The organism is Cryobacterium inferilacus (assembly GCF_019599185.1).
Lineage (GTDB): Bacteria > Actinomycetota > Actinomycetes > Actinomycetales > Microbacteriaceae > Cryobacterium > Cryobacterium inferilacus.
Map to the genome: position 1 here is coordinate 1 of NZ_JAIEUL010000030.1, position 24,466 is coordinate 24,466.

Sequence of the window (24,466 nt, forward strand, 5' to 3'; positions counted from 1 at the left end):
CGACAGCTACATCACTCACTTCAACACCGTCCGGCTGCACCAAACCCTCGGCTACGCCACACCCGCCGAAAGACTCGGCGAGCTCATCCTCGCCGCTGCATAAAATGAAACTCCACTCACTGTCCTGAACAAACGGGTCACTGCAGCCTGTTTTGGCCCGTTGCGGCAAAAATTGCAGGAGTTATGCTCCCCCTGCTTGCGGGAGGGACGCCAGCGTCTCGTATGCGAGACACCAACCGGCCGGATGCGGGTGTGCCGGGCCCCGCAGAGGAGTCAGATGGAGACATGCACACCGTCGACACCGTCCTGCCCGCCACCCGCGGCACCACCCACACCACCCCGGACGCCATCACCGTGGGCACCGACCCGGTCTCCGTGACGGATGTCGTCGCCGTCGCCCGGCACGACGCCCCGGTGATGATCGGCGATGACGCCCGCGCCGCCGTGGCCGCCAGCCGCGCCACCATCGAGGTGCTCGCCACCGATACGGCGCCGCACTACGGTATCTCCACCGGGTTCGGCGCTCTGGCCACCACCTTCATCGATGCGGCCGACCGCACCCGGCTGCAGCAGAGCCTGGTGCGCTCACACGCGGCCGGCTCCGGCCCCGAGGTGGAACGGGAGACGGTGCGCGCCCTCATGCTGCTGCGCCTGTCGACCCTGCTCACCGGACGCACCGGCATCCGCCTGACGACCGCCGAGGCCTACGCCAGCCTGCTCAACGCCGGCATCACACCGATCGTGCGCGAGTACGGCTCACTCGGCTGCTCGGGCGACCTGGCCCCGCTGGCGCACTGCGCCCTGGCGCTGATGGGCGAGGGCACCGTGCGCGACAACACCGGAACCGAGCTGCCCGCCGCCGAGGCCCTGGCCGCCGCCGGCATCGAACCGGTGCTTCTGGCCGAGAAGGAGGGCCTGGCCCTCATCAACGGCACCGACGGCATGCTCGGCCAGCTCATCCTGGCCCTGCACGACCTGCAGAGCCTGCTCGCCACGGCCGATGTGGCCGCGGCAATGAGCATCGAGGCCCTGCTCGGCACGGATGCCGTCTTCGCCGCCGACCTCGCCGGCCTCCGCCCGCAGCTGGGCCAGCAGGCCGCCGCCGAGAACCTGCGCCGCCTGCTCGCCGGCTCGTCCATCGTCGCCAGCCACCAGACCCCGGACTGCACCCGGGTGCAGGACGCCTACTCGCTGCGCTGCGCCCCGCAGGTGCACGGCGCCGCCCGCGACACCGTCGAGCACGCCGGCCGCATCGCCGAACGCGAGCTGGCCAGCACCATCGACAACCCCGTCGTCACGATCGACGGCCGGGTCGAGTCCAACGGCAACTTCCACGGCGCCCCGGTGGCCTACGTGCTCGACTTCCTCGCCATCGCCGTCGCAGACGTCGCCAGCATGTCCGAGCGCCGCACCGACCGGATGCTCGACCCGGCCCGCAGCAACGGCCTGCCCGCCTTCCTCGCCCACGACATCGGTGTCGACTCCGGCCTGATGATCGCGCAGTACACCGCCGCGGGCATCGTCTCCGAGCTCAAGCGCCTCGCCGCGCCGGCCTCGGTGGACTCGATCCCGTCCTCGGCGATGCAGGAGGACCACGTGTCGATGGGCTGGCACGCCGCCCGCAAGCTGCGCACCGGCATCGACGGCCTGGCCAGGGTGCTCGGCATCGAGGTGATGACCGCGAGTCGCGCCCTCGACCTGCGCGCCCCACTCCTGCCCGGACCGGCCACCGGTGCCGTGCTGGCCGAGGTGCGAAGGGGTGTCGCCGGGCCCGGCCCCGACCGGTTCCTCTCCCCCGAGATCGAGGCCGTTGCGGCATCCGTGCGGAGCGGCGCCGTGCTCGGCGCCGCCCAGAGCATCATCGGCCGTCTGCACTGACCCGAACCCGGGGCCGCCCCAGGGCCACGCTGACTGTTCCGCATCGGAAACAGTTGCGGCTATCCGTTGGCGTGTAGGCCTGGCCTAGGCGTCGACAGGCCAGCCGTGCCTGGCGAGGGCCTCGCGGGCCAGCGCGCGGGCCGAGTACGGCGTGCGCACGCCGCGGATGTCGCGGTAGTCCTGGTGCCCGGGGCCGGCCCAGAGGATGGCGTCATCCTCGCGAGCGAGGTCCACGGCGTAGTCGATGGCGGCCTCCGGCGGGGAAACCTCCACGATCTGCTTGGTCGGGAAGGATTCCCTGGCGGCGTCGACGAGCATCCGGCGGATGCTGGCCGGGTCTTCGAAGCGCGGGTGGTGGTCGGTGATGACCACGATGTCGGAGCCGGCGGCGGCGACGCGCGCCATTTCGGGGCGCTTGATCGGGTCGCGGTCACCGTCGGCGCCGAAGAGCATGATGACCCGGCCGGTGGTGACGGCGTTGACGGCGCGCAGGGTCTTCTCGAAGGCATCCGAGCTGTGGCCGAAGTCCACGTACACGCGCGGGCCGGTCGGACCGGACACGCTCTCGGTGCGGCCGGGAATGTAGACCTCGATGCCGTCCTGCAGGGCCTCCTGCACGCGGGCGACCGGGTAGCCGGCGTTGATGATCATCGCGACGGCGAGGCCGGCGTCGGCCACCAGGTGGTCACCGAGCAGCGCGACGGTGGTTTCGACAACCTCGCCGGCGCGGTTGGTCACCCGGAACCGGGTGGACTCTGGCAGTGCGTCGAGAATCTCCAGCAGCCAGTCCGGGTCGGTGTCGGGGTCGGCCGAGATGGACGACACCGGGATGCTCGGTTCCGCCACCAGGCGGGCGCCCCAGGATGTCTCCAGGCTCACGACCGCGGCGCGGGCGCGGTCCGGGCGGAACAGGAGCTCCTTGGCGTCGAAGTAGTTCTCCATCGTGCCGTAGTCGTCGAGGTGGTCGATCGACAGATTGGTGAAGCCGACGCTGTCGAAGACGATGCCGTCCACCCGGCCGTGGGTGAGGCCCTGGGCGCTCACCTCGAGCACCACCGCTTCCACCTTCTGCTCCTTCATCCGGGCGAGCAGCGCGTGCACGTCGGTGGCCTCCGGCGTGGTCAGCCGGGACACGAAGACCTCGCCGGCGATGTGGCGCTCGGCCGTGGTGGAGAGCCCGGTGACCAGGCCCATCTGCCGCAGCACGGCCTCGAGCACGTACGCGGTGGTGGTCTTACCGTTGGTGCCGGTGATGCCGAAGATGATCGGAGCGTTGTCGGCGGTGCCGTAGATGAAGGCGCTGAGGTCGCCCAGGCGTTCGCGCAGGCGATCGCTGATGATGCAGGGCACGCCGGCGGCACGCGCGGCTTCTTCGCCGGCGGCGTCGGTGAGCACGGCTACCGCGCCGGCCTGCACGGCCTGCTCGGCGAACTTCGCGCCGTGTCCGTTCTTGCCCGGCAGGGCCACGAAGAGGTCGCCAGGCTGCACCGACTGGGTGGAGAGGGCGATACCGGTGACGATGGTGGCAGCATCCGACGAAGCCGGAGAGGTCTGGGCGCAGGATGCGACATCCGCGAGCGTCACACGGGGCGGGTTACTCGGCCGTACGACGGGCGGGATACTTTCGTTGGACATACTGCGGCCTTCCACTATCAACCCCCCATATGAGGGCACGATACTACCGTATGCGTACTCCGCGGTCGCTACGCGCCGCTCAGCCCGTATGCGGGATACTCATGCCAACCTCGTAGCAACCCCGTAGGAACAAGAAACATTCTGCGCCCCGAAGACCCCCGTGCGCGGGTCAGCTGAGGATGTCCTTGGTCAGGAACCTGCCGTAGGCGAGTGCCCCGAACACCAGCAGATAGCCGCCCTGCAGCAGAGCGTTGGCCCCGAACGAGCTGAAGTCCACCGGTTGGCGCAGCAGGTCGGCGAAGTCGAGCCAATAGTGACTGAACAGCCACGGATGCAGCCACTCCAGCTGCGGCAACGAGTCCAGCACCTGCGCCACCACCGAGAGCACGATGGTGGCGGCCATCGCGCCGACCGGCACCACGGTGAGGGTGGAGAAGAACAGCCCGATCGCCGACAGGCCGAGCAGCGAAACCGTCACGTAGCCGGCGATGAGCAGGGCGCGCAGGAATGATTCAGCCAGGCTGATCGTGTCGCCGGAGAGCAGGGTGAGCGGTCCGATCGGGAACAGGGCGAGGCCCGCGAGCACACCGGCGGTGACGACGGTGACCGTGGCGGCCAGGCAGAACACCGCCGCACCGATGAACTTCACCACCAGCAACCACACCCGGCCCGCCGGTGCCACGAGCAGGTAGCGCAGTGTGCCGAGCGCGGCCTCGCCGGCGATGGTGTCGCCGGCCACGACCCCCACCGTGAGCGGCAGAAAGAGCGGAATCGACACGATCAGCCCGGTCACGGCCACGAACAGGCCGTTCTGGGTGACCTGGTCGAGGAAGGGCGGACCCCGGCCGGGAGTGGGGTCCTGCGAGGACAGCCGCACCGCCACGGCGATGAGCACGGGAACCGCGGCCAGCGCGAGCAGCAGCGCCCAGGTGCGACGGCGGCGAAACAGCACGGTCAGCTCGGAGACGAGCAGCGCCCACGCGCCGCCCGCCCGCACCATCACTCTGGGCTCGGGGCCCTGGTCGGGGGCGATGACGGCCCCGGTCACGCCGGGCGAGGCGGCCGTGGTGTTATCGGACAACGTCGAACCCCTCTCCGGTCAGCGCCACGAAACGGTCTTCGAGACTGGTGTTCTGCACCTCGAAGCCGCGTACCCGCACGCCGCCGCCCACGAGCGCGGCCACGAGGGCCTCCGGCGCCACCGCGGAGGCTGGGGCGCTCACCCAGGCGTCGGCCACGGTTGCGCCGGCGCGGTCGCCCAGGTCATCCGGCGTCGGTTCCACGGCGGCGGTGAGTCCGGCGGCGGCCAGCACGCGCATCGTGGCCGCGGCATCCGGGGTGCGCACCCGCACCCGCGACTCACCGGCGCGGAGTTCGTCGAGGGTGCCCTGCGCCACCAGCCGACCCGCGCTCATGATGGCCGCGTGGGTGCACATGTGCTCCACCTCGGCCAGCAGGTGGCTGGAGACGAAGACCGTGGTGCCCTCCCCGGCGAGTGAGCGCACCAGGGCGCGCACCTCCCGGGTGCCCTGCGGATCGAGGCCGTTCGTGGGTTCGTCGAGCACGAGCAGCCGCCGCGGCATCAGCAGGGCATTGGCGATACCCAGACGCTGCTTCATGCCCAGCGAGTACGCCGAGACCTTCTTGCCGGCGGCGTTGGAGAGACCGACCCGCTCGAGCGCCCGGTCCACCCGTGCGCTGCGGCTGCGCCCTGGGGCGGCCCGGTCGGCGCTGTCGAGGCGCCGCAGGTTGGCGGCACCGGAGAGGAAGGGGTAGAACGCCGGGCCCTCCACCAGCGCGCCCACCCGCGGCAGCACCCGGCTGAGCCGGCCGGGCATCGACTCGCCCAGCAGCGTCACCGCGCCGCTCGTTGCTGCGGCGAGGCCGAGCATCACCCGGATGCTCGTGGTCTTACCCGAACCGTTCGGCCCGAGAAAGCCGAAGACCGAGCCCATCGGCACGGCGAGGTCGATGGCGTCGACCGCGACCTGGTGGCCGAATCGCTTGGTGAGTGCCCGGGTCTCGATGGCCAGGTCGCCGGCCCGGGCGCCTGCGCTCACTCGGCCGCGACGGCCTGCAGCCGCTCCACGGGTACCGAACCGGCGAGCACGCGGCCGTCGTCGGTGACCAGCACCGACATCAGCGCGGTGCTCACGGCCCGGCCGCCGTCCACGGCCTCGGTGAGCTGACTGTAGAGGGGGGAGGCGGTGAGCTCGGCCAGGCCGGCACCACTCGCATCGGCGGGCATCAGCACGACGGCGTCCCAGCCGGTGCCGACGACGGTGACACCGCTCGACTCCACGTCTGGCCGAGTCTTGTCGGCATGGCCGGTCGTGTCCGGCAGGGTCTCCTCGGTCACCGTGGCGCTGGCCGGCGGGGTGAAAGCGAAGAGATCGGCGGATGGCGCGTCCAGGCTGAGCGAGGTGAAGGCCACGCTGATCGCGGGCTCGGCGGCATCCTGCGCGGTGACCTGCACGCCCAGGGGCAGGCCGCTCTCGGCGTCGACCGCAATGGTCACGGAGTCCACCAGGGTGTCGGTCGTGTTCGGGGTGAGCACCAGCTCGTAGGCGCCGCGGCCGGCGACCTCGGTGTTCTCGCCCAGGCTGACGATGGTGGTGGGGGTCACCTCGGCCAGGAAGGTGTCGGCGAGTTCGCCGGGTGTGTATGCCTTCTCCGGGCTGGTCGGTGCGCCGGCGGCGTCGGGCAGGGTGAGGTGCGTGGCGGTGTTGTCGGCGGAGTCGTACAGCCAGAGGTCGGAGCCGTTCTGGATCAGGTTGCGCTCCGACATGGTGTCCTGCACCTGCACCCGGCTCTGGTCGGCGCCGTTCCGGTACACCCGTACGGTGTGGTCGCCGGTGAGCAGCTCGAGGGCGTCGGCGAACTCGCCGGCCTGGGCATCCCCGGTGCTCGGAATCTCGGGCAGCCCGAGATCGGAGGACTGCTCGAGGGTGCCGGAGAAGGTGTCGACGTCGCTTCCGGCGACCAGCTCCAGCACCTCGCGCGGGGTCTTCTCTGGCAGATCGGTGGCGGCGCCGGCCTGCAGTGGAACGGCCAGGACGCCCACGGCGATGACGGCGGGAACCGCGACGGCGGGCATCCATTTCACCCAGGTACGTGACATGACCGGCAACCTCTCAGTGTCGCAATAGGTAGCCCAGACACTACGCCCCGATGCTGAAAGTTCCACCCGACTTTTCGGCGACGCCCGGTCCCGTCCGCAACTGTTCCCCGTGCGGACAAATGGTCCCGGTGTGCCGGGCGCAATTGTCCGCAGCGGGCACAGTTAGGCGCTCACGCGCCGCGGGGCCGGGGGCGGGGGCGGCAGGGGCAGGTCAGATCAGGCCGTGCTTGCGGAACGCGTTCCAGATCCCGTCGTCGAGCACGCTCGTGGTGACCTCGTCGGCGTGCGCCTTCACCGCATCCGTCGCGTTGCCCATCGCGATGCCGACACCGCAGACCTGCAGCATCTCGATGTCATTGGTGCTGTCGCCGATACCGATGGCGGATGCGGCGTCGAGGCCGAGCTTGTCGAGCAGCTGCAGCAGCGTCGAGCCCTTGTTCACCCCGCTCAGGGTGACCTCGCCGCTGCCGTTGCCCATGTGCGGGATGGTGCCGGTGATGACATGGAATTCGCCACTGAGCGCCGCGGTCACCCGGTCGAACGCGCTGAGGTCACCGGCCAGGAAGACCGACTTGGCGATGCCGGTGTAGCTGAGCGGGCGCACGTCGGCGAAGGCCTTCAACGCAGGGTGCTCGTCGCCGTCGGTGACGGAGGCGAGGTCGGTGCGGGCCTCACCCTTGCGTTCGCTGTCGTCATCGAGGTACTGCGCGAAGCGGTGACGCACGCCGGGGCTGGGGTAGAGCTCATCGAACGCCTGCAGGTAGAAGTCGTAGCCCGACTCCTGGTAGAAACCGACCATCCTGGCCACGGCAGCCGCTGGCATGGTGCGGGCGATCACCAGTTCGTCGCCGATCTCGGCGAACCCGCCGCCGGCGCTGATGGCACCGTCGAAGCCGATCTCGCGAATGGTGGGGTAGATCTCCACGCTCGCGCGTCCCGTGCTCAGGTAGACCAGGTGCCCGTTGGCCCTGGCGGTCTGCACGGCCTCGATGGTGGAGGGGGCGATCACCTCCCCCGAGTCGATGAGGGTGCCGTCCACGTCGAGGAAGGCGATGCGCGGGGAAATCATCTGGAGCTCCAAACGAGGTGGTCTCCGGGACTGGACAACGTCCCGGAGACCACCAACAGGGTTAGTACGTATATATCGACGCTAGCGGGTGAGGCTGGCGCCGTTCGACTGGATGACGTCGGCGTACCAGTGGAACGACTTCCTCGCGACAGCGTGGCGCCGGTGGGTAACTGTTGCCGAACCGGACAATTGCGTCCGGTGCGCCGGGCGCAATTGTCCGCTGTGGCAACAGTTGCGGCGGGCCGGGTCGAGCCGGGTCGGGTCGGGTCGGGTCGGTCTGGGTCGGTCTGGGCCGTCTTAGCCGGCGACGTCGTGCAGGTGGTGGGTGGGGTCGTGGATGAAGTACTGCGCCAGCGTTGTCACGGTGAACCGGGCGCCGTCACTGCGGCGGCCGGTGCGGCCCCGGTCGGCCGGCGGCACCGCGGCAAATGCGTCGGCCACGGATGCGGCGGCCGCGGCCAGCTCCGCCGCCACGGTTGTGGGATCCTGCTCGTTGTACCGCTCGGCCTCGGCCGTGGCGTCCTGGTCCCAGTTGGCGAAGAGGGGGTCCTTCTCGGCGAGGATGAGGCCCAGCCGGAGGTCGAAGATGCAGAACACGTCGCGCACGTGGGCCGCGTACTCCAGGGCCGACCAGGTGGCGTCGTTGGGCCGCACCGCCACATCCGTTCGGTGCAAGACGGGCGCCCAGGCGGCGGCGTTCTCGCGCACCAGGGCGGGCACGTCGTCGTAGCGGAGATCGGCGGCGGAGAATCCACACTCGGCGCAGGGGCGCTCGAGCACCCAGGTCCAGTCCTTGGTGTCGGGGGTGATCGGCATTCCCCCAGCGTAGGGACGAGACCCCGCCCGGCGGCGAGAACTGACTGCCACAAATGGTGCACTCACTGCCATTCGCATCCGCGCTCACCGGCGCCCGCGCCGACAACTGTTACCGCTGCGGACATTTGCGCCCGGTACGCCGGACGCAATTGTCCGCATGGGCAACAGGTGCCCGCGTCGCGAGACGGCGGGCCGGTGAACAGGCGGGGCGCGGAGGCCAGGCGGCTACGCGCCGGGCGCCAGCGACTCGTAACGGCGGGGCTTGCCCTCGCCGAGGTCGAGCAGGCCCGCCACCCGCACCACCGGCACCGGCCGCCCCAGCAGGCGTTCAAGCGCCGCGCCGATCTGCACGGGGTCACCGCCCACCACGGTGGCCCGCACGGCGCCGTCGCCGGCCTGCCGCACCGACCAGCCGTGCGCCCCGCCGGCCTGCAGGTGCTGAGTGAGGTCGACGCAGGGCACCAGCGAACCGTCCGCGGCCACGAACCGGGTGGCCTCCCGGCCCTCCATGTCGGCCAGCGCCGGCCGCCCGGCTACGTCGACCAGTCGGCCGAAGTCGCCGGTGCGGTAGCGCACCAGCGGCAGCAACGGGTTCTCCCCCGCGGTCACCACGATCTCACCGCGCTCCCCCGCCGGCACCGGCGCACCGTCGGCATCCAGAATCTCCACGTGCACCCGCCGGTCCAGCACCACGAACGGTCCGCCGTCGGCGCTGGCGGCGATCGGCCGGGTCTCGTGCAGCCCGTAGACGTCGATCACCGGGCAGCCGTAGGCCCGCTCGAGGTCGCGGCGGAGGCCCAGGCTCAGGGCCATGGCCCCGCTGAACAACGCCAACGGCCGCAGGCCGGCCACCAGCTCGGGGTGCAGCAGTTCGGCCAGGCTGGTGGGGTTGCCGGTGATCACCTGCGGCTGTTGCGCCAGCAGAAACCCGGTGCGCTGCCCGGCCGCCGGCCACTGCGACGGGTGCAGGTTGAGCCTGGCCATCGTGGCCTGACCGAAACTGCTGATCGACGAGGTGTAGGTGAAGGCCTGACGCTGGTGCACCACGTAGGCCAGCGCCATCCGTGCGGGATCTGGGCGCCAGTCGATGCCCTGGTCGGCCACGAGACGCACCAGCAGGTGGAAGCTGCGGGCGACCTCCTCGATGTCGTCGGGGATCTGCAGGGCCCGCCCGGTGGTGCCCGAGCTGGAGCCCTCGACCATCCGGTCCAGGTCGGCGTCGAGCGGCACAAAGGCGGACACATCGTCGAGCAGGTCGTCGCGGGTCACGGTGGGCCAGGTCGCCAACGCGCCCAGGCGCTCGGCCCGGCGACGGTAGGCCGGCAGCCGGCGGGCCACCGCCAGGTGCTCCTCCAGCCAACCGGCCGCGGGCAGCGGCGTCGTGGCCCGGTGAATCGCGTCTGCACTGAGCCGGTCGCCAGTGCGGTGCACCCAGGCCGGGGCGAGCGGATGCCCGGCCACGGCTCCCAGACGCGCCGCGCCGGCCGCGTCCAGGGTGGGCCACCGTTCGGCGTCGGTGAGCGCGACGGCCCCGCCAGGGGCGTACTCGGCCAGGGCCAGCGGGTCGTCGGGGTGCGGCAGTGCAGTGGCCGTCCCTGGCGGGTCACTCATTCGAGTACCGGGCGGCGGCCTCCCGGGCCCTGGCCTCCTGCAGCCGCTTGGTCACCTGCAGCCGGTGTTCGTGCTCGGCCATGGTCTGGGCCAGCGCCTGGTTCTGCTGCAGAGAGTCGCGCATCGCAAGGATCGACCTGGCCGCGTCCTCGTCCTCACCGGCCGGCAGCTGGCCGGACCAGAGCAGGAAGGTTCGCGCCGCCTCGTCGCGCCGGTCGGCATCCCGCACCCACTCGGCCGGGTCGACCACCGGCGCCAGCCTGAAGGCGAGCGCAGCCAGCGTGCGGGCATACCAAACCGGGCTCAGCGGCACCGACAATGGACCGTGCTGGTCGTCGCTCGCCCAGAGCCAGAGCACCAGGGCCGCGCCCTTGCGGGCGAACGCTGACCCGGAGGCGCGCACTTGGTCGGCGACCTCGAGGATTTCCTGACCCCGACGGTCAGGGATCGCTCGCACCGTTCTGCCATATTCCATTTGCAGTATGTTCTCGGCGAGCGGGAGGATGGCAACGTCGTCGGAGAGGAACGCCGCCGGAACGAGAGCCAGCCTGGTGGCGATTTCGGCGACGCTCGCTCCGGGTTGGCAGTTTCGCCACACGTTGACGCCGTCCTGTTCCCTGGCGAACCACACGTCCAGGAGTGCCTCGGAGTCGAGCGGAGCAGCCGGCGACTCGGGGCGTGGCACGGGTGTCGAGCGCGCAGACGGAGGGGAGAACGGCGCTGCCGCCATCGCCGTCTCGCGCTCATCGGGCTCGCTCAGCCCGGCCGAATTGGTCAGCCGCCACCAGAACGGTGCGGGTTGATCAGCCACGGAAACCTCCGGTCGGTCGGGCGGGGCGGCCAGGAGTCGCTCCCCTGGGCTCTCTCTCGGCGAGCCGGCGAGCGAGCCGGGCGCAGACGGCCGGTGCCTCGTCCATCCGGTTGATGTACTCGACGTCGTAGCCCGCGGCGGCGGCCGGGTCGGTGACCGAACGGCCGGCATCCTGCAGGATCAGGGTGGCGGTGTCGAGGCCGCGGCGCACCTCGGCGGCCACCCCGGCGAAGCCGGGCTGACCCTGGCCGAACATCGACAGCAGGCCCTCGTCGGAGAGCACCACCACGTGGCGACGCACCGTCGGATGGCTGCGGCCGAGGCCGCGATAGCGCTTGGCGTAGAGGTCGAGCGGAAACACGGTGCCGCCGTTGAAGAAGCTGGTCAGGTCGCGTAGCGCTTCCGCGCGATCGCGGGTGAACCGCTCACCACCCGCTACCTGCCCCGCACCGGAGAACGAGGTCACCCGCACCCGGCCCCGGCCGCGCAGCACCGACAGGATGAGGATCGTGCCGGCCAGCACGGCCGACGACTCCCGCGAGGGATGCGTCATCGAGCCGGACGAGTCGATATAGAGGTCGAGATCGAGACCGACCTTCGCCACCGGCGGTTCATCCGGCAGCTCCTCACGACGTCGGGTGGTCACGCCGGGCACCACCGTCACGCTCCGCGCCAACGAGGCAGACCAGTCGATCTCGGTCAGGTCGTCACCGAGGTCCCAGCCCTCCAGCGGCCCCGGGATACCCGATCCCGTTGTCGCCGGCGGTCGAGAGCGCTGCAGCAGGGGGCGCACGAAGGCGCGCGCCCTGGCCTGGTACCAGGCCGCGATGACGGCGTTCTCGTCACTGCCCTGGTACAGCAGCCGGGTGTCGGCCAGCCCGTACCCCTGACCGGTCGAACTACCGGCCGCGGGTTCCTCCGCACCCGTCATGTCCGCCACGTGGGCGGTTCCGGCCGCCGCCGCGAGGGCGCGCCCCGTGAGCACGGCCGGATGCTGCGGGTCGTCCTGCATGCGGGCGTCACCGAGCACGGCCTCGAGTTCGGCGGCGGTGGCCGGCGGTGCATCCTTCTCGCCGGTGCAGAGACCCGGTCGGATACGGGTCGTCGACTCGGGGGTCGGAGCGCGCACGATGAGGTAGGGCGCCACAAGCATGCCGAAGCGGAGTGCCCCGCTCACCGGGTCATCGCCGAAGGCCCGCACGGTATCGGCGAGCAGCCGGGAATCCACCGCGGGGTTGGCGATGGCCAGCTCGTCGAACTCCGCCTGAATCGCCGCCGCCTTCTCGACCGAGACAGCGTCGGGGTCCTCCTCGGTCTCCCCCGGCAGCGTCGCCGGGTCTCCACGGTGGTTGGGGGGAAAGTGCAGCACCACACCGACGGGGACGTCTTCTGATGGGGGCGCGACGGCCGGCGCTTCCGCCGGGCAGAGCGAGCCGGCCGGCAGGGTCCAGAGAATCTCGTAGGCGTGCAGGATCACCCACCACAGTCGGTCCGGCTGGCCGTTCCAGGCCAGTACCGCCCACATCCGCAGCATCTCGGCCGGCCGTGCGGCGGCGTCCCTGCGGCGCTGTAGCTCCGCCACCCGCACATTGATGAGCATGTCCGACCACAGGTTACTGAGGTCGCTGATGCGGCTGAGCCGGTCCGGGATGCGTGCGGAATCGGTGGCGGCCAGCGCGCGGGCGATCTGGTGCCGGATCTTCAGCCCGGTCAGGCGAGTCGATGGGGAGAGCGCGTGGTGGCCGATCTCGTGCGCGAAGATGCTCTCCAGAAACTCGCCGACGCCCAATCTTTCGGCCAACGGAAGGTCGAAGGTCACCTGGGGCGGAAAGGTGAACCACGCGAAAGATGCCTCCTTCGCGTCCGGTGCGAGCTCCGGGTCGTGCAGGTCGACACCCCAGAGTGCCTGGGCGCTCTGCCAGGCGGCTCGCTGTTGGGGGCCGAGGACCGCCTCGTTTGGGGTCACCTGGCCTCCTCGGGCGTCCACACCTGGGCGGTGTATGCACCCACGGTGAGCACCGCGCCGGCCGCGCCGGCCTCGGCGAGCCCCGCCGCGGTGTCGCCCGCGGTCTCCCAGCGATCGTCCGCCTCGATTGTCTCGTGCTCGGTCTCGTCCACCGCGAGCCTCATCAGGGTGTGACCGAAGACGTCCGCGGTCAGTAGCCAGTCCCCGGCCGAGACGGCACTGCTGCCGGTGCGAATCAGGAAGGTGCCGGGCCGCTCACCGGCCAGCGCCGCCACCGGCGGTGCAGACCAGGGGCCGTAGAGGCCGCGGAATCCGCCGATCACGGCCAGGAGCTCGCCCGGTGTGTGCAGCCCCGGCCAGCCGAACCGGGAACGCCGCTGCAGCGCAGCGAACGGGGCCACCCCGCCCTCGCCCAATCCCAGGGCGTCCGCGAGGGCGGGCAGGGCGGGCCCGTCACCGGCCAGGGACCGCTCCAGGCGGGCCAGCGCATCCGTGCGGAAGCCGAGAGCGCCGCTCCGCCAGGCGGCCAGGGCGGCGAGGGTGAGTAGGTCGTCCCTGCCCGCTGCCGGCGCCGCCGCCACGGCACGGCCGATGAAGTGCCGGTAGCGGGCACCGGCCGCATCGCCGTGCCGCTCCTGAATGCGGGTCGCCGAGAGCGCGAGGTCCACACTGGTCGCGGGCAGGGCCTCGTCGGTGAGCTCCAGCGACTCGTTCACGAGGTGCCGGGGGCGCTGGGTCACCCGCCGAACCCCAGCCAGCTGACGTAGTTCGTGTAGCGCTGGTGCAGGTACTTGAGCGCGAGCAGATCGTCGAAGTGCCGACCGTACAGTTTGCCCTGCTTAGCGATTTCGCTGATCAGCGTCTCAATTCCGGTGAGCCGTTGCGCGGCCTGCGCGGAGGTGACGCCGTCCAGGCCCTGGTTGAGCAGGTCGAGGGCGTCGCTGATCGGGTCGTTGGCGCCCAGGCCGAGGGCGGTGAACTGGCGGCGGGACTCGGCGAACAGGTCGGCGAGCCAGCTGATCGCGTCGGTGGCCAGCTCCCGGTCGGCGCCCACGTCGAAACGCGGGTGTAGTTCGTTGGGCAGCAGCTTGCCGCGCAGCGCGAACGGCAGCACGGCGGCCAGGTCGTCCAGGCCCACCACGGCCCGGCCGCGAAAGTATGCCATGGCTTTGGCGTAGCGGATGAGGGTCTGCAGCGACCGCACCGAGAGGCTGTTCTCCGTCTGCGACCCCAGGTCGACCTGCAGGTCGGCGCCCGAGTTCGCCTCGATCACCTCGGCCACCTCACCGCCGCCGGTACGCACGGTGTCCTTCGTTCGGTACTCGAATCGGCGTCCGCCGTGCTGCACGAACTCGAAGTGGCTGGCGAAGAACTCCAGTTGGCGCCGAACGGCACCCGGCAGTGGCACGGCACGGATGGCCGCCTCGAGCAGCCGTTGCTCGTCGGCGTCGAAGACGAGCTCGGGTGGCAGGTGGTCCTCCGGCCGCTCGCCGGCCTCGACCCGCGCGACCAGCTCATCGAAGAAGCGGTTGTTGAAGCCCTGTGCGGCGACGGTCACGTCCATCCGGTCGCGGAGCGCCTGGATCACGGGGAAGGTACCGCCGCCGGCGTCGTCGTTGGCGGTGAAGAACCAGCTCTCCACTCCGGATTCCGGTGACGTGGACTGCATCTGGTCGTGGCTCTCCACGTACCCCTCGGCCACCATGGTGAGCAGAGCGGACTGGGTCTTGGTGGGGATGCGGTTGTACTCGTCGATGATCTTCACGGGTTGGGTGAGCCAGCTGCGCCAGGCGATCTCGATCTCGGCCAGGCTCCCGGCGGTGACGAGGTCGCGCGGCAGCGGCATCCCGACCAGGTCGCTCACGGTCACCTGCGGCTGGCCCTGCTGCACGTTGCGGCGCACCTCGCGGGCGCTCGACCCGGCCAGCACGCCCATCAGGATCGCCAGGGTGGTCTTGCCGCGGCCGGGTCCGCCGACGAGCAGGCACTTGCCGCCGACCGCGAAGGTGAGCAGCGGCAGCAGCACGTTCGACGAGTAGGACTGGTCGGTGGGCAGGTGCAGTTCGGCGCCGGCGTCGCCGAGCTCGAAGGTGACCGGGGATCCGGTGGAGAATTCGACGTCGTAGAACGGTGAGATCACGGCCCGGTTCACCAGCCAGAAGTAGGCCTGGCGCAGTTTTTCGTCCAATGCCGTGTCGGTCACCGGCGGGGCCTCGGTGAACAGGTCCTCCGCGGTCAGCTCCTCGGCCAGCCCGGAGGCGGCTGCGCGCGTCGGTGATTCAGATACCTTGTTCCAACGATTCCCCAGCCCCATGCACTGCAGCCTATCGAACGGGCTCTACAGCTGGGCGGAGTCGAGCGCGGCCTGCTGCTCCAGCGGCCGCGCGAACTCGAAGGCGCCGGTGAGCATCCGGTCGATGGCCACGGCCGCCTGGCTGACCCGGTCGGCCACCGACCCGGTCACCTCCAGCCACGGCACACTCTGCCCGGCCAGAGTCTGGCGAAACCGCTCCTGCATGGCGTGCCGAATGTGCTCACCGTCGCGCATGCCGTCCTGCACGAACGGGATCTCGTCACCGGTAAGCACATACAGGGCGGGCGGATGCGCGGCGGCGCGCGCCAGCATCCCGGTCGGGGTCGGGCCCACGTAGCGCTCGTGCCAGAGGGTCGTGGCCAGCACATCGGTGTCGCAGATCAGCAGCGGGCGCGGCACCCGGCGCAGAGCGGCGTCCTCGAGGGCGATCTGCCGGTCCACGATGAGGTCGAACTCGTCACTCCGCCACGGGGTGTCCAGTCCGCCAAGCCGGGTCTCGCTGTGCTCCCGGCCGTACTCGGGCACCCACTCGGTGTCGTAGTGGTCCGCGAGGGCCTCGGCGAGGGTGGTGGAGCCGGTGGATTCGGCGCCGAGCACCACCACGCGCGGGGTCAACCAGGCGCGCACGACCGGGGCCAGCGCCCACCAGTGGCCGGGCACATCCGCCCGGATCGCGGTGCCAGAGATCGGGGTGAACCGCCGGCCAGGATCCACCTGCACCCAGCGGGCGCCCAGGCGTGCGGCGAGCTCGGCGCCGTAGGGGTCGCTGGAGAAGACGGCGTCGACGGGGGCCGGCAGTAGCGCCCGGATCAGCACCATGTGCTCGTCCCAGGCATCGGCGGAGTCGAAGTCCACCGGCGCATCGTCGATGGCGCTCACGATCCGGGCGGTGGGGTGCTCCTCGCGCAGCCACTGCTCGCGCACATCCAGCGGAATGGACTCCTGGCTGGCGCCGAGCAGTTGCACGGTGACCCGGTCGCAGCGCGCCAACGCGGTGCGGATCAGGTTCGAGTGCCCGGCGTGCAGCGGATAGAACTTGCCCAGCACCAGGCCGTGCCCGAGCCGTTCCGCCACCGGGTCAGGCACCCGGCCGGCCGGCCGGAACCGGCGCGCCGGTCGTGGCGGCTTCGCTGGCCGTCTGAGCCGCTCGGGCGCGCAGCCAGCCGCGCAGGCCCCACACACACAGGCCGATGAAGAGTAGGTAGAGCGCCGCGGTGATGTTCAGTCCCTTATAGAGGAACAGGCCCACGTAGGCCACGTCGACGGCGATCCAGACGAACCAGTTCTCCAGCCAGCGCCGGTTGAGCATGTACTGGGCGACCAGACTCACCGAGGTGGTGGCCGCATCCGCGATCTCGGTGGTGGAATCGGTGTATGAGTGCAGCGCGAAGGCGATGATCGCGGTGCCGGCCACGGCGGCCAGCACGAGCGGCAGGACGGCGCGGCGCGGCATCCGCCCCACCAGTGCACGATCGTCGGCGGCGCGGTGCCTGGACCAGCCGTACCAGCCCATCACCCCGAGCACCAGGTAGACGACCTGCAGGCCCAGGTCGGCGTAGAGCGCGGCACCGAAGAACAGCACCATGAAGACCAGGTTGTTCGCGATCCCGATCGGAAAGTTCCAGATGTTGCGGCGCGCGGCCAGAAAGACACACGCCGCCCCGGTTCCGAATCCCAGCACTTCGGTCCAGTTGTCGATCAGCCATTCCCCCATGGTCCCCGAGTCTAGAAGACCCCGACTGTTCCCCGTGCGGACAGGTGCGTCCGGTACGCCGGACGCAAATGTCCGATTCGGGAACATATCCGGCGCAATCTGGTTGACACAGGGGTACCTCACACTGGGGTCGCACCTGAGCCCGTTCCGTTAGGACCCCGATGACCGACTCCGCCGTCACCACCAGCCCCGCCCCCTCGTCCGACCGTGTCGGCAACACCCCGGATGCCGCGGGAACGAAACTCGTCATCTCGCTGCTGCTGGTGTCCGCTTTCGTCGTCATCCTCAACGAGACCATCATGGGTGTCGCCCTCCCCCAGCTCATGGCCGACCTGAACATCACGGCCAGCGCCGCCCAGTGGCTGACCACCGCGTTCATGCTCACCATGGCCGTGGTCATCCCCATCACCGGCTTCCTGCTGCAGCGGTTCAACACCCGCCCGGTCTTCCTGGCCGCGATGACCCTGTTCAGCCTCGGCACCCTCATCGCCGCCATCGCACCGGGCTTCGAGGTGCTGATCGTCGGCCGGGTGGTGCAGGCCATGGGCACGGCCATCATGATGCCCCTGCTGATGACCACCGTGATGACCCTCGTCGCACCGGCCGCCCGCGGCAAGACCATGGGCAACATCTCCATCGTCATCTCGGTCGCCCCGGCGATCGGCCCCACCATCTCCGGCCTCATCCTCAGCGTGCTCGACTGGCGGTGGATGTTCATCCTCGTGCTGCCGATCGCCCTCGGCGCCCTGGCCCTCGGCGCCGCCCGGATCAAGAACGTCACCACCCCGCGCAAGGCACCGCTCGACGTGTTGTCGGTCATCCTCTCCGCGTTCGGCTTCGGCGGTCTCGTTTACGGGCTGAGCAACCTGGGCGAATCCGCCACCGGCAGCGCCGCGGCCGGCCTCGTGCCGCTGGCCATCGGTCTGGTCGCGATCGCCCTGTTCGTCTGGCGCCAGATCACCCTGCAGCGCACCGACCGGGCCCTGCTCGATCTGCGCACCTTTGCCTCGCGCACCTTCACCTTCTCCATCGTCATGCTCGGTGTGAGCATGATGGCGCTGTTCGGCACCCTCATCCTGCTCCCGATCTACATGCAGACCGTGCTCGGCCTGGATGCGCTCGTCACCGGCCTGCTGCTTCTGCCCGGCGGCCTCACCATGGGCCTGCTCGCCCCGTTCGTCGGTCGGTTCTTCGACAGGTTCGGGCCCACCGTGCTCCTGGTGCCCGGCGCCATCATCGTCAGCGGCGCGTTCTGGTTCCTCACCATGCTCAGCGCGACCACGCCGTTCTGGTACGTGCTCGTGGCCCACGTGGCCCTGAGTTTCGGGCTGGCGTTCCTGTTCACCCCGCTGTTCACGTCGGCGCTGGGCGCACTGCCGCCCAAGCTGTACTCGCACGGCAGCGCCGTGGTCGGCACCGTGCAGCAGCTGGCGGGCGCCGCGGGCACGGCCCTGTTCATCACGGTGATGTCCGCCACCGCTGCGACCCAGATGATCGACGGGGTCGACGAGATCGCCGCCACCGGCGCGGGCATCCAGAGCGCGTTCTTCTACGGCGCGATCATCTCGCTGTTCGCGATCCCGCTGGCGTTCTTCATCCGCAAGCCCGCCGTGACGGTCACCGACGGCCACGACGCCCCGATGATGGCGCACTGAGCGCTCACCGATTGGCCGCCCGGGGCGCCCCGATCCCCCGGTCGACCTGGAACGGCCCTGCCGCAGACGGGCGCACGTCGAAGTCGAAGATGGCCGTGGGGATGTAGACGGTCGAACACGAGTTGGGGATGTCCACCACCCCAGACAACCGGCCCTCGATGGGCGCGGCCCCGAGCAGCAGGTAGGCCTGCTCCGGGCTGTAACCGAACGTGGTCAGGTAGTCGATCGCGTGCAGGCAGGCCCGCTGGTAGGACAGGTGCGAGTCCAGGTACCTCTGTTCCCCGTCCAGGGTCACCGAGGTGCCGGAGAAGGCCAGCCACTGGCTGAACCGCGGGTCGACGGTGCCGGGCAGGAAGATCGCGTTCTCGCCCACCCCGTAGGTCTCCATGCCGCCGCGGATGATGTCCACCCGCAGGTCGATGAAGCCGCCCATCTCGATCGCCCCGCAGAAGGTGATCTCCCCGTCGCCCTGGGAGAAATGCAGGTCGCCCAGCGACAGGTTCGCGCCATCGACGAACACCGGGTAGAAGACCCTGCTGCCCTTGGACAGGTTCTTGATGTCCTGGTTACCACCGTTTTCCCGCGGCGGGGCGGTGCGGGCGGCTTCACCGGCCACCCGGGCGAACTCCGCTGCTGGCAGACTGCCCAGCACAGCGTGTTCGGCTTCTGGCGGCAGCGCCAGCGGTGGCACCCGGCCCGGATCGGTGGCAATCAGGTCGCCCTCACGCTTGTTCCAACTGGCGAGCAACGCCGCTGACGGCGCCGTGCCCATCAGGCCGGGGTGGATCAGCCCGGTGAACGAGACGCCGGGGATGTGCCTGGACGTGGCCGTCTGGCCGGTGAAGTCCCAAATGGCCTTGTAGGCATCCGGGAACTGCTCGGTGAGGAACCCGCCGCCGTTGTTGCGAGAGAAGATGCCGGTGTAACCCCAGCCCTGCCCCGCCAGGGGGCCGGAGTCCTCCTGCGGGATGGGTCCCACGTCCAGGATGTCCACGATCAGAAGGTCGCCGGGCTTGGCGCCCTCCACCGCGAACGGGCCGCTGAGCTTGTGCACGGTGAGCAGCGGGGCGTTCAGGATGTCCTCGGCCGAGTCGTCGTTGACGATCGCGCCGTCGAACCACTCCCGACAGTCCACCCGGAAGGAGCTGCCCGGCTTGACGGTGGCCACCGGGGGAATCTCCGGGTGCCAGCGATTGTGCCCGACCTTCTCCTGGTTTTCGAACTTCCGACTCGAGTCCAACGGGAACAGTTGCTCTGGCATGTGAGACCCCTCTTTTTCGATGGCGCGATTGATGGATTACGGACGCGGAAGCATCCGGTGCAGTGGGTTGCTGGTGACCGCCCGCCTGGGGCGGGCCCGGCGGCCGGGCCCGATCGAGTCGACCACGTCGGGTTCGGCGGCGCTGCGGGCGGCCTTCTCGATCAGGCCGTAGGCCGACGACCCTGCCGCCGAGAGGTGTGGTGCGCTCATCATCCGGCGTGCGGGGGTGCCGCAGACCGGGCAGTCGACGAGATCAGGCACCGAGCCCATGGGGTGGTTCTGCTCGAACCGGTCGCAACCGGTGCAACTGAACTCGTAGATCGGCACGGGTGCTCCCCTGCATCGCGGTCGCCTCCCGGTGTTCGCGACGGCGCCCACGCGCCGTCGACCGGGTTCAGCGCGAACATATTCGGGCTGTCAGGCGAAGTCAACGACGATCGTCGTCCCTGGTACGCGAGTGCCCGCGGTGGATTGGCAACAGAACGTTAACACTGTGACCCCACGCAAGACAGGTCGACGTCTTAGGATCGATGTGCACCGCACAACAGCTCCCAGCCCCGACCCGTCGGCAGCACCGGAAAATTTCGTGATCACCGGAGCAGGTGACAAGCTCGACTACCCGGATTAAGCCATCGTTTGTACGTACCGACCAAGCAGGGCACCATATTGACTTCCCCCCACTCCCCCCTTTCTCCCGCCGAGACCCGTGACCGGGTCCTCAGCTCGCGCGGCATCCTCTTCGACCTCGACGGTGTGCTCACCCCCACCGCCGAGGTGCACATGAGTGCGTGGTCACGGCTCTTCACCCCGTTCCTCGACGCCCAGGGCGTCAAGCCGTACACGGATGCCGACTACTTCGCCTACATCGACGGCAAGCCCCGTTACGACGGCGTGCGTTCCCTGCTCGCCTCCCGCGGTCTCTCCCTGCCAGACGGCGAGCCCACGGATGCGCCGGAGCTGGAGACCGTCTGCGGCCTCGGCAACCGCAAGAACAAGGCCTTCAACGAGACCCTCGCCGAAGACGGCGTGAGCGCCTACCCTGGCTCGCTGCGGTTCCTCGACGCCGTGGTCGCTGCCGGCCTCAAGGTCGCCGTGGTCACCAGCTCGCTGAACGGCGAGATGGTGCTCACCGCCGCCGGCCTGCGCGACCGGTTCGAGATCGTCGTCGACGGCGTGCGCGCCCGTGCCGAGAAGCTCGCCGGCAAGCCTGCTCCTGACACCTACCTGTTCGGTGCCGAGCTGCTCGGCCTCACGGCCGCGCAGTGTGTGGTCATCGAAGACGCCGAGTCCGGCATCCAGTCCGGCCGTTCAGGCGACTTCGGCCTGGTGCTCGGCGTCGATCGCGGCGTGGGCGCGCACGTCCTGTTCGAAGCCGGCGCCGACACCGTCGTCACCGACCTCGACGAACTCCTGCCGCTGATCGGCAGCACCGTACTGTCCTCCCCCAGCTCGAGCGGAGTCCCCGCATGACCACAGACACCTTCACCACCGCCATCACGGATCCGCTCGATCGCAGCCGGTTCCCGCTCGACGAGTGGGCCCTGGTCGAGACCGATTTCTCCGGCGACGACATGGGCCGCACCGAGACCCTGTTCGCGGTCGGCAACGGCTACCTGGGCCTGCGTGGCAACGTCGACGAGGGCCGTGACGGCCACGTGCACGGCACCTTCATCAACGGTTTCCACGAAACCTGGCCCATCCGGCACGCCGAAGAGGCCTTCGGTTTCGCCCGGGTCGGCCAGACCATCGTCAACGCCCCCGACGCGAAGATCATCCGCATCTACGTCGACGATGAACCGCTGGTGCTCACCCTCGCCGAACTGCTCAGCTACGAGCGCCGGCTCGACTTCGCCGATGGCGTGTTGTCGCGGTCCCTGGTCTGGCGCACCCCGTCGGGCAAGCAGGTCCTCATCCGCTCGCGCCGCATGGTCTCGTTCACCGAACGTCACCTCGCCGTGCTCGAGTACGAGGTCACCATGCTCGACGCCGACGCTTCCGTCGTCATCTCCAGCCAGACCCTCAACCGTCAGGACGGCATCGGCGAGTACGACCGGCCCAAGTCCGGGTCGGCCAACGACTGGGACCCGCGCCGCGCCGAGACGTTCACCGAGCGGGTGCTGCAGCCGCGGTTCAAGCGCGCCAACAACGGCCGGTACATCCTCGGCTTCCGCTGCACCAACTCCGGCATGACCATCGCCACGGCGTCCGATCACTCGATCGACACCGTCAACGACTTCCACGAGTCCTCGCAGCTCGGCGACGACCTGGCCAAGCACGTGTACAAGGTGAAGGCCAAGATGGGCAACCCCATCCGCGTCACCAAGCTGCTCAGTTACCACACCTCGGCCGGCGTGCCCACGCACGAACTCGCCGACCGTTGCGACCGCACCCTCGACCGGGCCAAGGAGTCCGGCGTCGCCGCGATCATCCAGGAGCAGCGTGACTGGCTCGACGCGTTCTGGGCCCGCACGGATGTCGAATTGCCCGGCCAGCCCGCCCTCCAGCAGGCCACCAGATGGAACTTCTTCCAGCTCGCCCAGGCGTCCATGCGCGCCGACGGCCAGGGCGTCTCGGCCAAGGGGGTGTCCGGTTCCGGTTACGGCGGGCACTACTTCTGGGACACCGAGGTCTACGTGCTGCCGTTCCTCACCTACACGTCGCCGAACGCGGCGCGCAACGCCCTGCGGTTCCGGCACGGCCTGCTCGACCACGCCCGTGCCCGCGCCGCCGAGCTCAATCAGCTCGGCGCACTGTTCCCGTGGCGCACCATCAACGGCCTCGAGTCCAGCGCGTACTACGCCGCCGGCACCGCCCAGTATCACATCGACGCCGACATCTCCTATGCGCTCAGCCAGTACGTCGCGGCCACCGGCGACGAGGACTTCCTCGCCCGCGAAGCCATCGACATCCTGGTGGAGACAGCCCGAATGTGGGCTGACCTGGGGTTCTGGCGCGGCAACGGCCACGATGTCTTCCACATCCACGGCGTGACAGGGCCAGACGAGTACACCACCGTCGTCAACGACAACCTGTACACGAACATCATGGCGCGCTCCAACCTGCGTGCCGCGGTGAAGAGCGTGCGCCGGCTGTACTCGATCGACCGCGCGTCGTTCGACTCCATGGCCGCGCGCCTGAAGCTCGACGAGGCCGAGGTGATGGAGTGGTCCTTCGCCGCTGAGGCGATGCACATCCCGTTCGACCACAACCTCGGCATCCACCCGCAGGACGCCCAGTTCCTGGAGAAGGAACGCTGGGACCTCGCCGCGACACCGGCCGGACACCGCCCGCTGCTGCTGCACTACCACCCGCTGGTGATCTACCGCTTCCAGGTGCTCAAGCAGGCCGACGTGGTGCTGGCGCTCTTGTTGCAGGGTGACCAGTTCACGGCAGAAGAGAAACGGAACGACTTCGACTACTACGACCCGCTGACCACGGGCGACTCCACGCTGTCGGACGTCGTGCAGTCGATCATCGCCGCCGAGGTGGGCTACCACGAGCTCGCGCTCAAGTACTTCACCTCAGGGCTGTTCGTCGACCTCGCCGACCTGCACCACAACGCGGCCGACGGTGTGCACGTCGCATCCGCCGGTGGTGTGTGGAGCGCGCTGGTGATGGGCTTCGGCGGACTGCGCGACCACAGCGGCCGGATCACCCTCGACCCGCGCCTGCCGGAGGACTGGGACGAGCTGATCTTCCGCGTCACGCTCAAGGGCAGCCGGCTGCGGGTGGCCATCACCCAGACCAGCGTGCACCTGAGCATCGAGGAGGGCACCGAAGCGCGCCTGACCGTGCGTGGCCTGCAGGTCGTCGTCACGGCCGGCACGCCGGAGACCGTTCCACTGTCGCACCAGGGCGCCCGCGACCCCGGCGCGCCCACGGCCGCGCTCATCGAGAGCAGCCGCCGCGCCGACGGCACGGTGATCACCTCGTCGATCCCCACGATCGCGCACATTACCGAGCAGATGCCCACGCTCGACTAGCGTTCCCGCACGGCACCGGGCCGCGCCCCCTCTCGCCCAGCGAGCGGAGGCGCGGCCCGTCGCGGTTCCGGCCCCCGCCGACGCGGCCCCGTCTATGATCCGGCGCGTAGTTGTGCTCCACGACCATGGCTAAGACGCGCTCGGGTGCTGCGAGGGTTAGGGCTTCCAGACCATCAGCACGGTCACGCCCACCAGCAGCAGGGTGACGATGCCGGACCCGGCCGCGATGCGTGGGTAGCCGGCCACCCGGGCGGCACCCGACGGGTTCGCCGTCACCTCCTCGGCCGAGGCGCGGAGCGCCGGCACCACGAGGAACAGATTGATCCCGACCGCGAGCACGTAGAGCACGATCGACAGCCAGATCCAGGTCGACGCGAACGAGGCGCGCTCGCTCATGCCCAACGCGCCGAAGCCGAACAGCGCCACGAGCAGGGAGAGCAGCGTGAAAATGTTCACCGACTTCGCCAGCACCGTGATTGGGCCGGCCTCCCGGGCACGCAGGGCGCGCAGCCCGGTCATCGGCAGGATGGCCATCGGACCGATGATGAACACGGCCGCGACGATGTGCAGAAGTTCAAACAGGGTACCCATAGGCACACCCTAGAACGGATGCGCCGAACGGTCGCCCCGTC

At 69.9% G+C, this 24,466-nt stretch carries 20 protein-coding genes; 4 read left to right on the plus strand and 16 right to left on the minus strand.

Translation table 11 applies throughout. From position 1 onward, the window contains the following. Nucleotides 1–285 precede the first annotated feature (285 nt). A complete protein-coding gene (gene hutH / locus K2F54_RS17715) occupies nt 286–1,878 on the plus strand; it encodes a histidine ammonia-lyase (protein WP_220607201.1) in 1,593 nt (530 codons plus the stop codon). 84 nt (nt 1,879–1,962) lie between these two features. On the opposite strand, the gene K2F54_RS17720 is transcribed toward hutH, so the two are convergent. The 13 genes from K2F54_RS17720 to pnuC all read right to left on the minus strand — a co-directional run bounded on the left by K2F54_RS17720 (nt 1,963) and on the right by pnuC (nt 16,935). Further along, complete coding sequence (locus K2F54_RS17720) at nt 1,963–3,513, minus strand: Mur ligase family protein (RefSeq protein ID WP_220607183.1); 1,551 nt, start codon at nt 3,511–3,513, stop codon at nt 1,963–1,965. 169 nt (nt 3,514–3,682) lie between these two features. Beyond that, the gene (locus K2F54_RS17725; protein ID WP_220607202.1) at nt 3,683–4,513 is read right to left on the minus strand and encodes an ABC transporter permease; all 831 of its coding nucleotides are present in this window, start codon (nt 4,511–4,513) and stop codon (nt 3,683–3,685) included. A 70-nt stretch (nt 4,514–4,583) separates the two neighbouring features. Beyond that, nucleotides 4,584–5,573, minus strand: a complete 990-nt coding sequence (locus K2F54_RS17730; protein WP_220607184.1) for an ABC transporter ATP-binding protein — start codon at nt 5,571–5,573, stop codon at nt 4,584–4,586. Then, nucleotides 5,570–6,634, minus strand: a complete 1,065-nt coding sequence (locus K2F54_RS17735) for a LolA family protein (RefSeq protein WP_220607185.1) — start codon at nt 6,632–6,634, stop codon at nt 5,570–5,572. The genes K2F54_RS17730 and K2F54_RS17735 overlap by 4 nt, the downstream gene beginning before the upstream one ends. 211 nt (nt 6,635–6,845) lie before the next feature. Beyond that, nucleotides 6,846–7,703, minus strand: a complete 858-nt coding sequence (locus K2F54_RS17740) for a Cof-type HAD-IIB family hydrolase (protein ID WP_220607186.1) — start codon at nt 7,701–7,703, stop codon at nt 6,846–6,848. Nucleotides 7,704–8,000: 297 nt separating this feature from the next. Further along, nucleotides 8,001–8,519, minus strand: coding sequence for a DinB family protein (locus K2F54_RS17745; RefSeq protein WP_220607187.1), 519 nt, complete (start codon nt 8,517–8,519; stop codon nt 8,001–8,003). Nucleotides 8,520–8,744: 225 nt separating this feature from the next. After that, on the minus strand, nt 8,745–10,130 hold the full coding sequence (locus K2F54_RS17750; RefSeq protein ID WP_255577274.1) for an AMP-binding protein: 1,386 nt from the start codon (nt 10,128–10,130) through the stop codon (nt 8,745–8,747). Next, the gene (locus tag K2F54_RS17755; RefSeq protein WP_220607188.1) at nt 10,123–10,941 is read right to left on the minus strand and encodes a phosphohydrolase; all 819 of its coding nucleotides are present in this window, start codon (nt 10,939–10,941) and stop codon (nt 10,123–10,125) included. The genes K2F54_RS17750 and K2F54_RS17755 overlap by 8 nt, the downstream gene beginning before the upstream one ends. Beyond that, on the minus strand, nt 10,934–12,907 hold the full coding sequence (locus K2F54_RS17760; protein WP_220607189.1) for a vWA domain-containing protein: 1,974 nt from the start codon (nt 12,905–12,907) through the stop codon (nt 10,934–10,936). The genes K2F54_RS17755 and K2F54_RS17760 overlap by 8 nt, the downstream gene beginning before the upstream one ends. Next, nucleotides 12,904–13,647 carry a hypothetical protein gene (locus K2F54_RS17765; RefSeq protein WP_220607190.1) on the minus strand — a complete coding sequence of 248 codons (744 nt, stop codon included), beginning with the start codon at nt 13,645–13,647 and terminating at the stop codon, nt 12,904–12,906. The genes K2F54_RS17760 and K2F54_RS17765 overlap by 4 nt, the downstream gene beginning before the upstream one ends. Then, nucleotides 13,644–15,221, minus strand: coding sequence for an AAA family ATPase (locus K2F54_RS17770; protein WP_255577275.1), 1,578 nt, complete (start codon nt 15,219–15,221; stop codon nt 13,644–13,646). Before K2F54_RS17770 ends, K2F54_RS17765 begins: the two co-directional genes overlap by 4 nt. A gap of 24 nt (nt 15,222–15,245) precedes the next feature. Further along, nucleotides 15,246–16,307, minus strand: coding sequence for an AAA family ATPase (locus tag K2F54_RS17775; RefSeq protein WP_308287731.1), 1,062 nt, complete (start codon nt 16,305–16,307; stop codon nt 15,246–15,248). Continuing rightward, nucleotides 16,300–16,935, minus strand: a complete 636-nt coding sequence (gene pnuC, locus K2F54_RS17780) for a nicotinamide riboside transporter PnuC (RefSeq protein WP_220607191.1) — start codon at nt 16,933–16,935, stop codon at nt 16,300–16,302. Before pnuC ends, K2F54_RS17775 begins: the two co-directional genes overlap by 8 nt. Before the next feature lie 161 nt (nt 16,936–17,096). Here pnuC and K2F54_RS17785 point away from each other — a divergent pair, with 161 nt between their 5' ends. Then, nucleotides 17,097–18,590: an MDR family MFS transporter gene (locus K2F54_RS17785; RefSeq protein WP_220607192.1), complete on the plus strand. Its 1,494-nt coding sequence runs from the start codon at nt 17,097–17,099 to the stop codon at nt 18,588–18,590. Between the two features lie 4 nt (nt 18,591–18,594). On the opposite strand, the gene fmdA is transcribed toward K2F54_RS17785, so the two are convergent. After that, on the minus strand, nt 18,595–19,851 hold the full coding sequence (gene fmdA, locus K2F54_RS17790) for a formamidase (RefSeq protein WP_220607193.1): 1,257 nt from the start codon (nt 19,849–19,851) through the stop codon (nt 18,595–18,597). A gap of 36 nt (nt 19,852–19,887) precedes the next feature. Continuing rightward, the gene (locus K2F54_RS17795; protein ID WP_220607194.1) at nt 19,888–20,178 is read right to left on the minus strand and encodes an FmdB family zinc ribbon protein; all 291 of its coding nucleotides are present in this window, start codon (nt 20,176–20,178) and stop codon (nt 19,888–19,890) included. Between the two features lie 339 nt (nt 20,179–20,517). Here K2F54_RS17795 and K2F54_RS17800 point away from each other — a divergent pair, with 339 nt between their 5' ends. Together K2F54_RS17800 and K2F54_RS17805 are read left to right on the plus strand one after the other, a co-directional pair. Then, nucleotides 20,518–21,321 (plus strand): HAD family hydrolase, encoded by an 804-nt coding sequence (locus tag K2F54_RS17800; protein WP_255577276.1) that lies wholly within the window; start codon nt 20,518–20,520, stop codon nt 21,319–21,321. Next, nucleotides 21,318–23,834 carry a glycoside hydrolase family 65 protein gene (locus K2F54_RS17805; RefSeq protein WP_220607195.1) on the plus strand — a complete coding sequence of 839 codons (2,517 nt, stop codon included), beginning with the start codon at nt 21,318–21,320 and terminating at the stop codon, nt 23,832–23,834. The genes K2F54_RS17800 and K2F54_RS17805 overlap by 4 nt, the downstream gene beginning before the upstream one ends. Nucleotides 23,835–23,990: 156 nt before the next feature. Here the strand turns inward: K2F54_RS17805 and K2F54_RS17810 are convergent, their stop codons facing one another. Further along, nucleotides 23,991–24,425, minus strand: a complete 435-nt coding sequence (locus tag K2F54_RS17810; RefSeq protein ID WP_220607196.1) for a DUF2269 family protein — start codon at nt 24,423–24,425, stop codon at nt 23,991–23,993. Nucleotides 24,426–24,466: the final 41 nt, after the last annotated feature.

Coding starts and splice junctions, on each gene's coding strand:
- hutH (WP_220607201.1), top strand. CDS start 286: ATGCACACCGTCGACACCGTCCTGCCCGCCACCCGCGGCACCACCCAC.
- K2F54_RS17720 (WP_220607183.1), bottom strand. CDS start 3,513: ATGTCCAACGAAAGTATCCCGCCCGTCGTACGGCCGAGTAACCCGCCC.
- K2F54_RS17725 (WP_220607202.1), bottom strand. CDS start 4,513: ATGGTGCGGGCGGGCGGCGCGTGGGCGCTGCTCGTCTCCGAGCTGACC.
- K2F54_RS17735 (WP_220607185.1), bottom strand. CDS start 6,634: ATGTCACGTACCTGGGTGAAATGGATGCCCGCCGTCGCGGTTCCCGCC.
- K2F54_RS17740 (WP_220607186.1), bottom strand. CDS start 7,703: ATGATTTCCCCGCGCATCGCCTTCCTCGACGTGGACGGCACCCTCATC.
- K2F54_RS17745 (WP_220607187.1), bottom strand. CDS start 8,519: ATGCCGATCACCCCCGACACCAAGGACTGGACCTGGGTGCTCGAGCGC.
- K2F54_RS17750 (WP_255577274.1), bottom strand. CDS start 10,130: ATGAGTGACCCGCCAGGGACGGCCACTGCACTGCCGCACCCCGACGAC.
- K2F54_RS17770 (WP_255577275.1), bottom strand. CDS start 15,221: ATGGGGCTGGGGAATCGTTGGAACAAGGTATCTGAATCACCGACGCGC.
- pnuC (WP_220607191.1), bottom strand. CDS start 16,935: ATGGGGGAATGGCTGATCGACAACTGGACCGAAGTGCTGGGATTCGGA.
- K2F54_RS17785 (WP_220607192.1), top strand. CDS start 17,097: ATGACCGACTCCGCCGTCACCACCAGCCCCGCCCCCTCGTCCGACCGT.
- fmdA (WP_220607193.1), bottom strand. CDS start 19,851: ATGCCAGAGCAACTGTTCCCGTTGGACTCGAGTCGGAAGTTCGAAAAC.
- K2F54_RS17805 (WP_220607195.1), top strand. CDS start 21,318: ATGACCACAGACACCTTCACCACCGCCATCACGGATCCGCTCGATCGC.
- K2F54_RS17810 (WP_220607196.1), bottom strand. CDS start 24,425: ATGGGTACCCTGTTTGAACTTCTGCACATCGTCGCGGCCGTGTTCATC.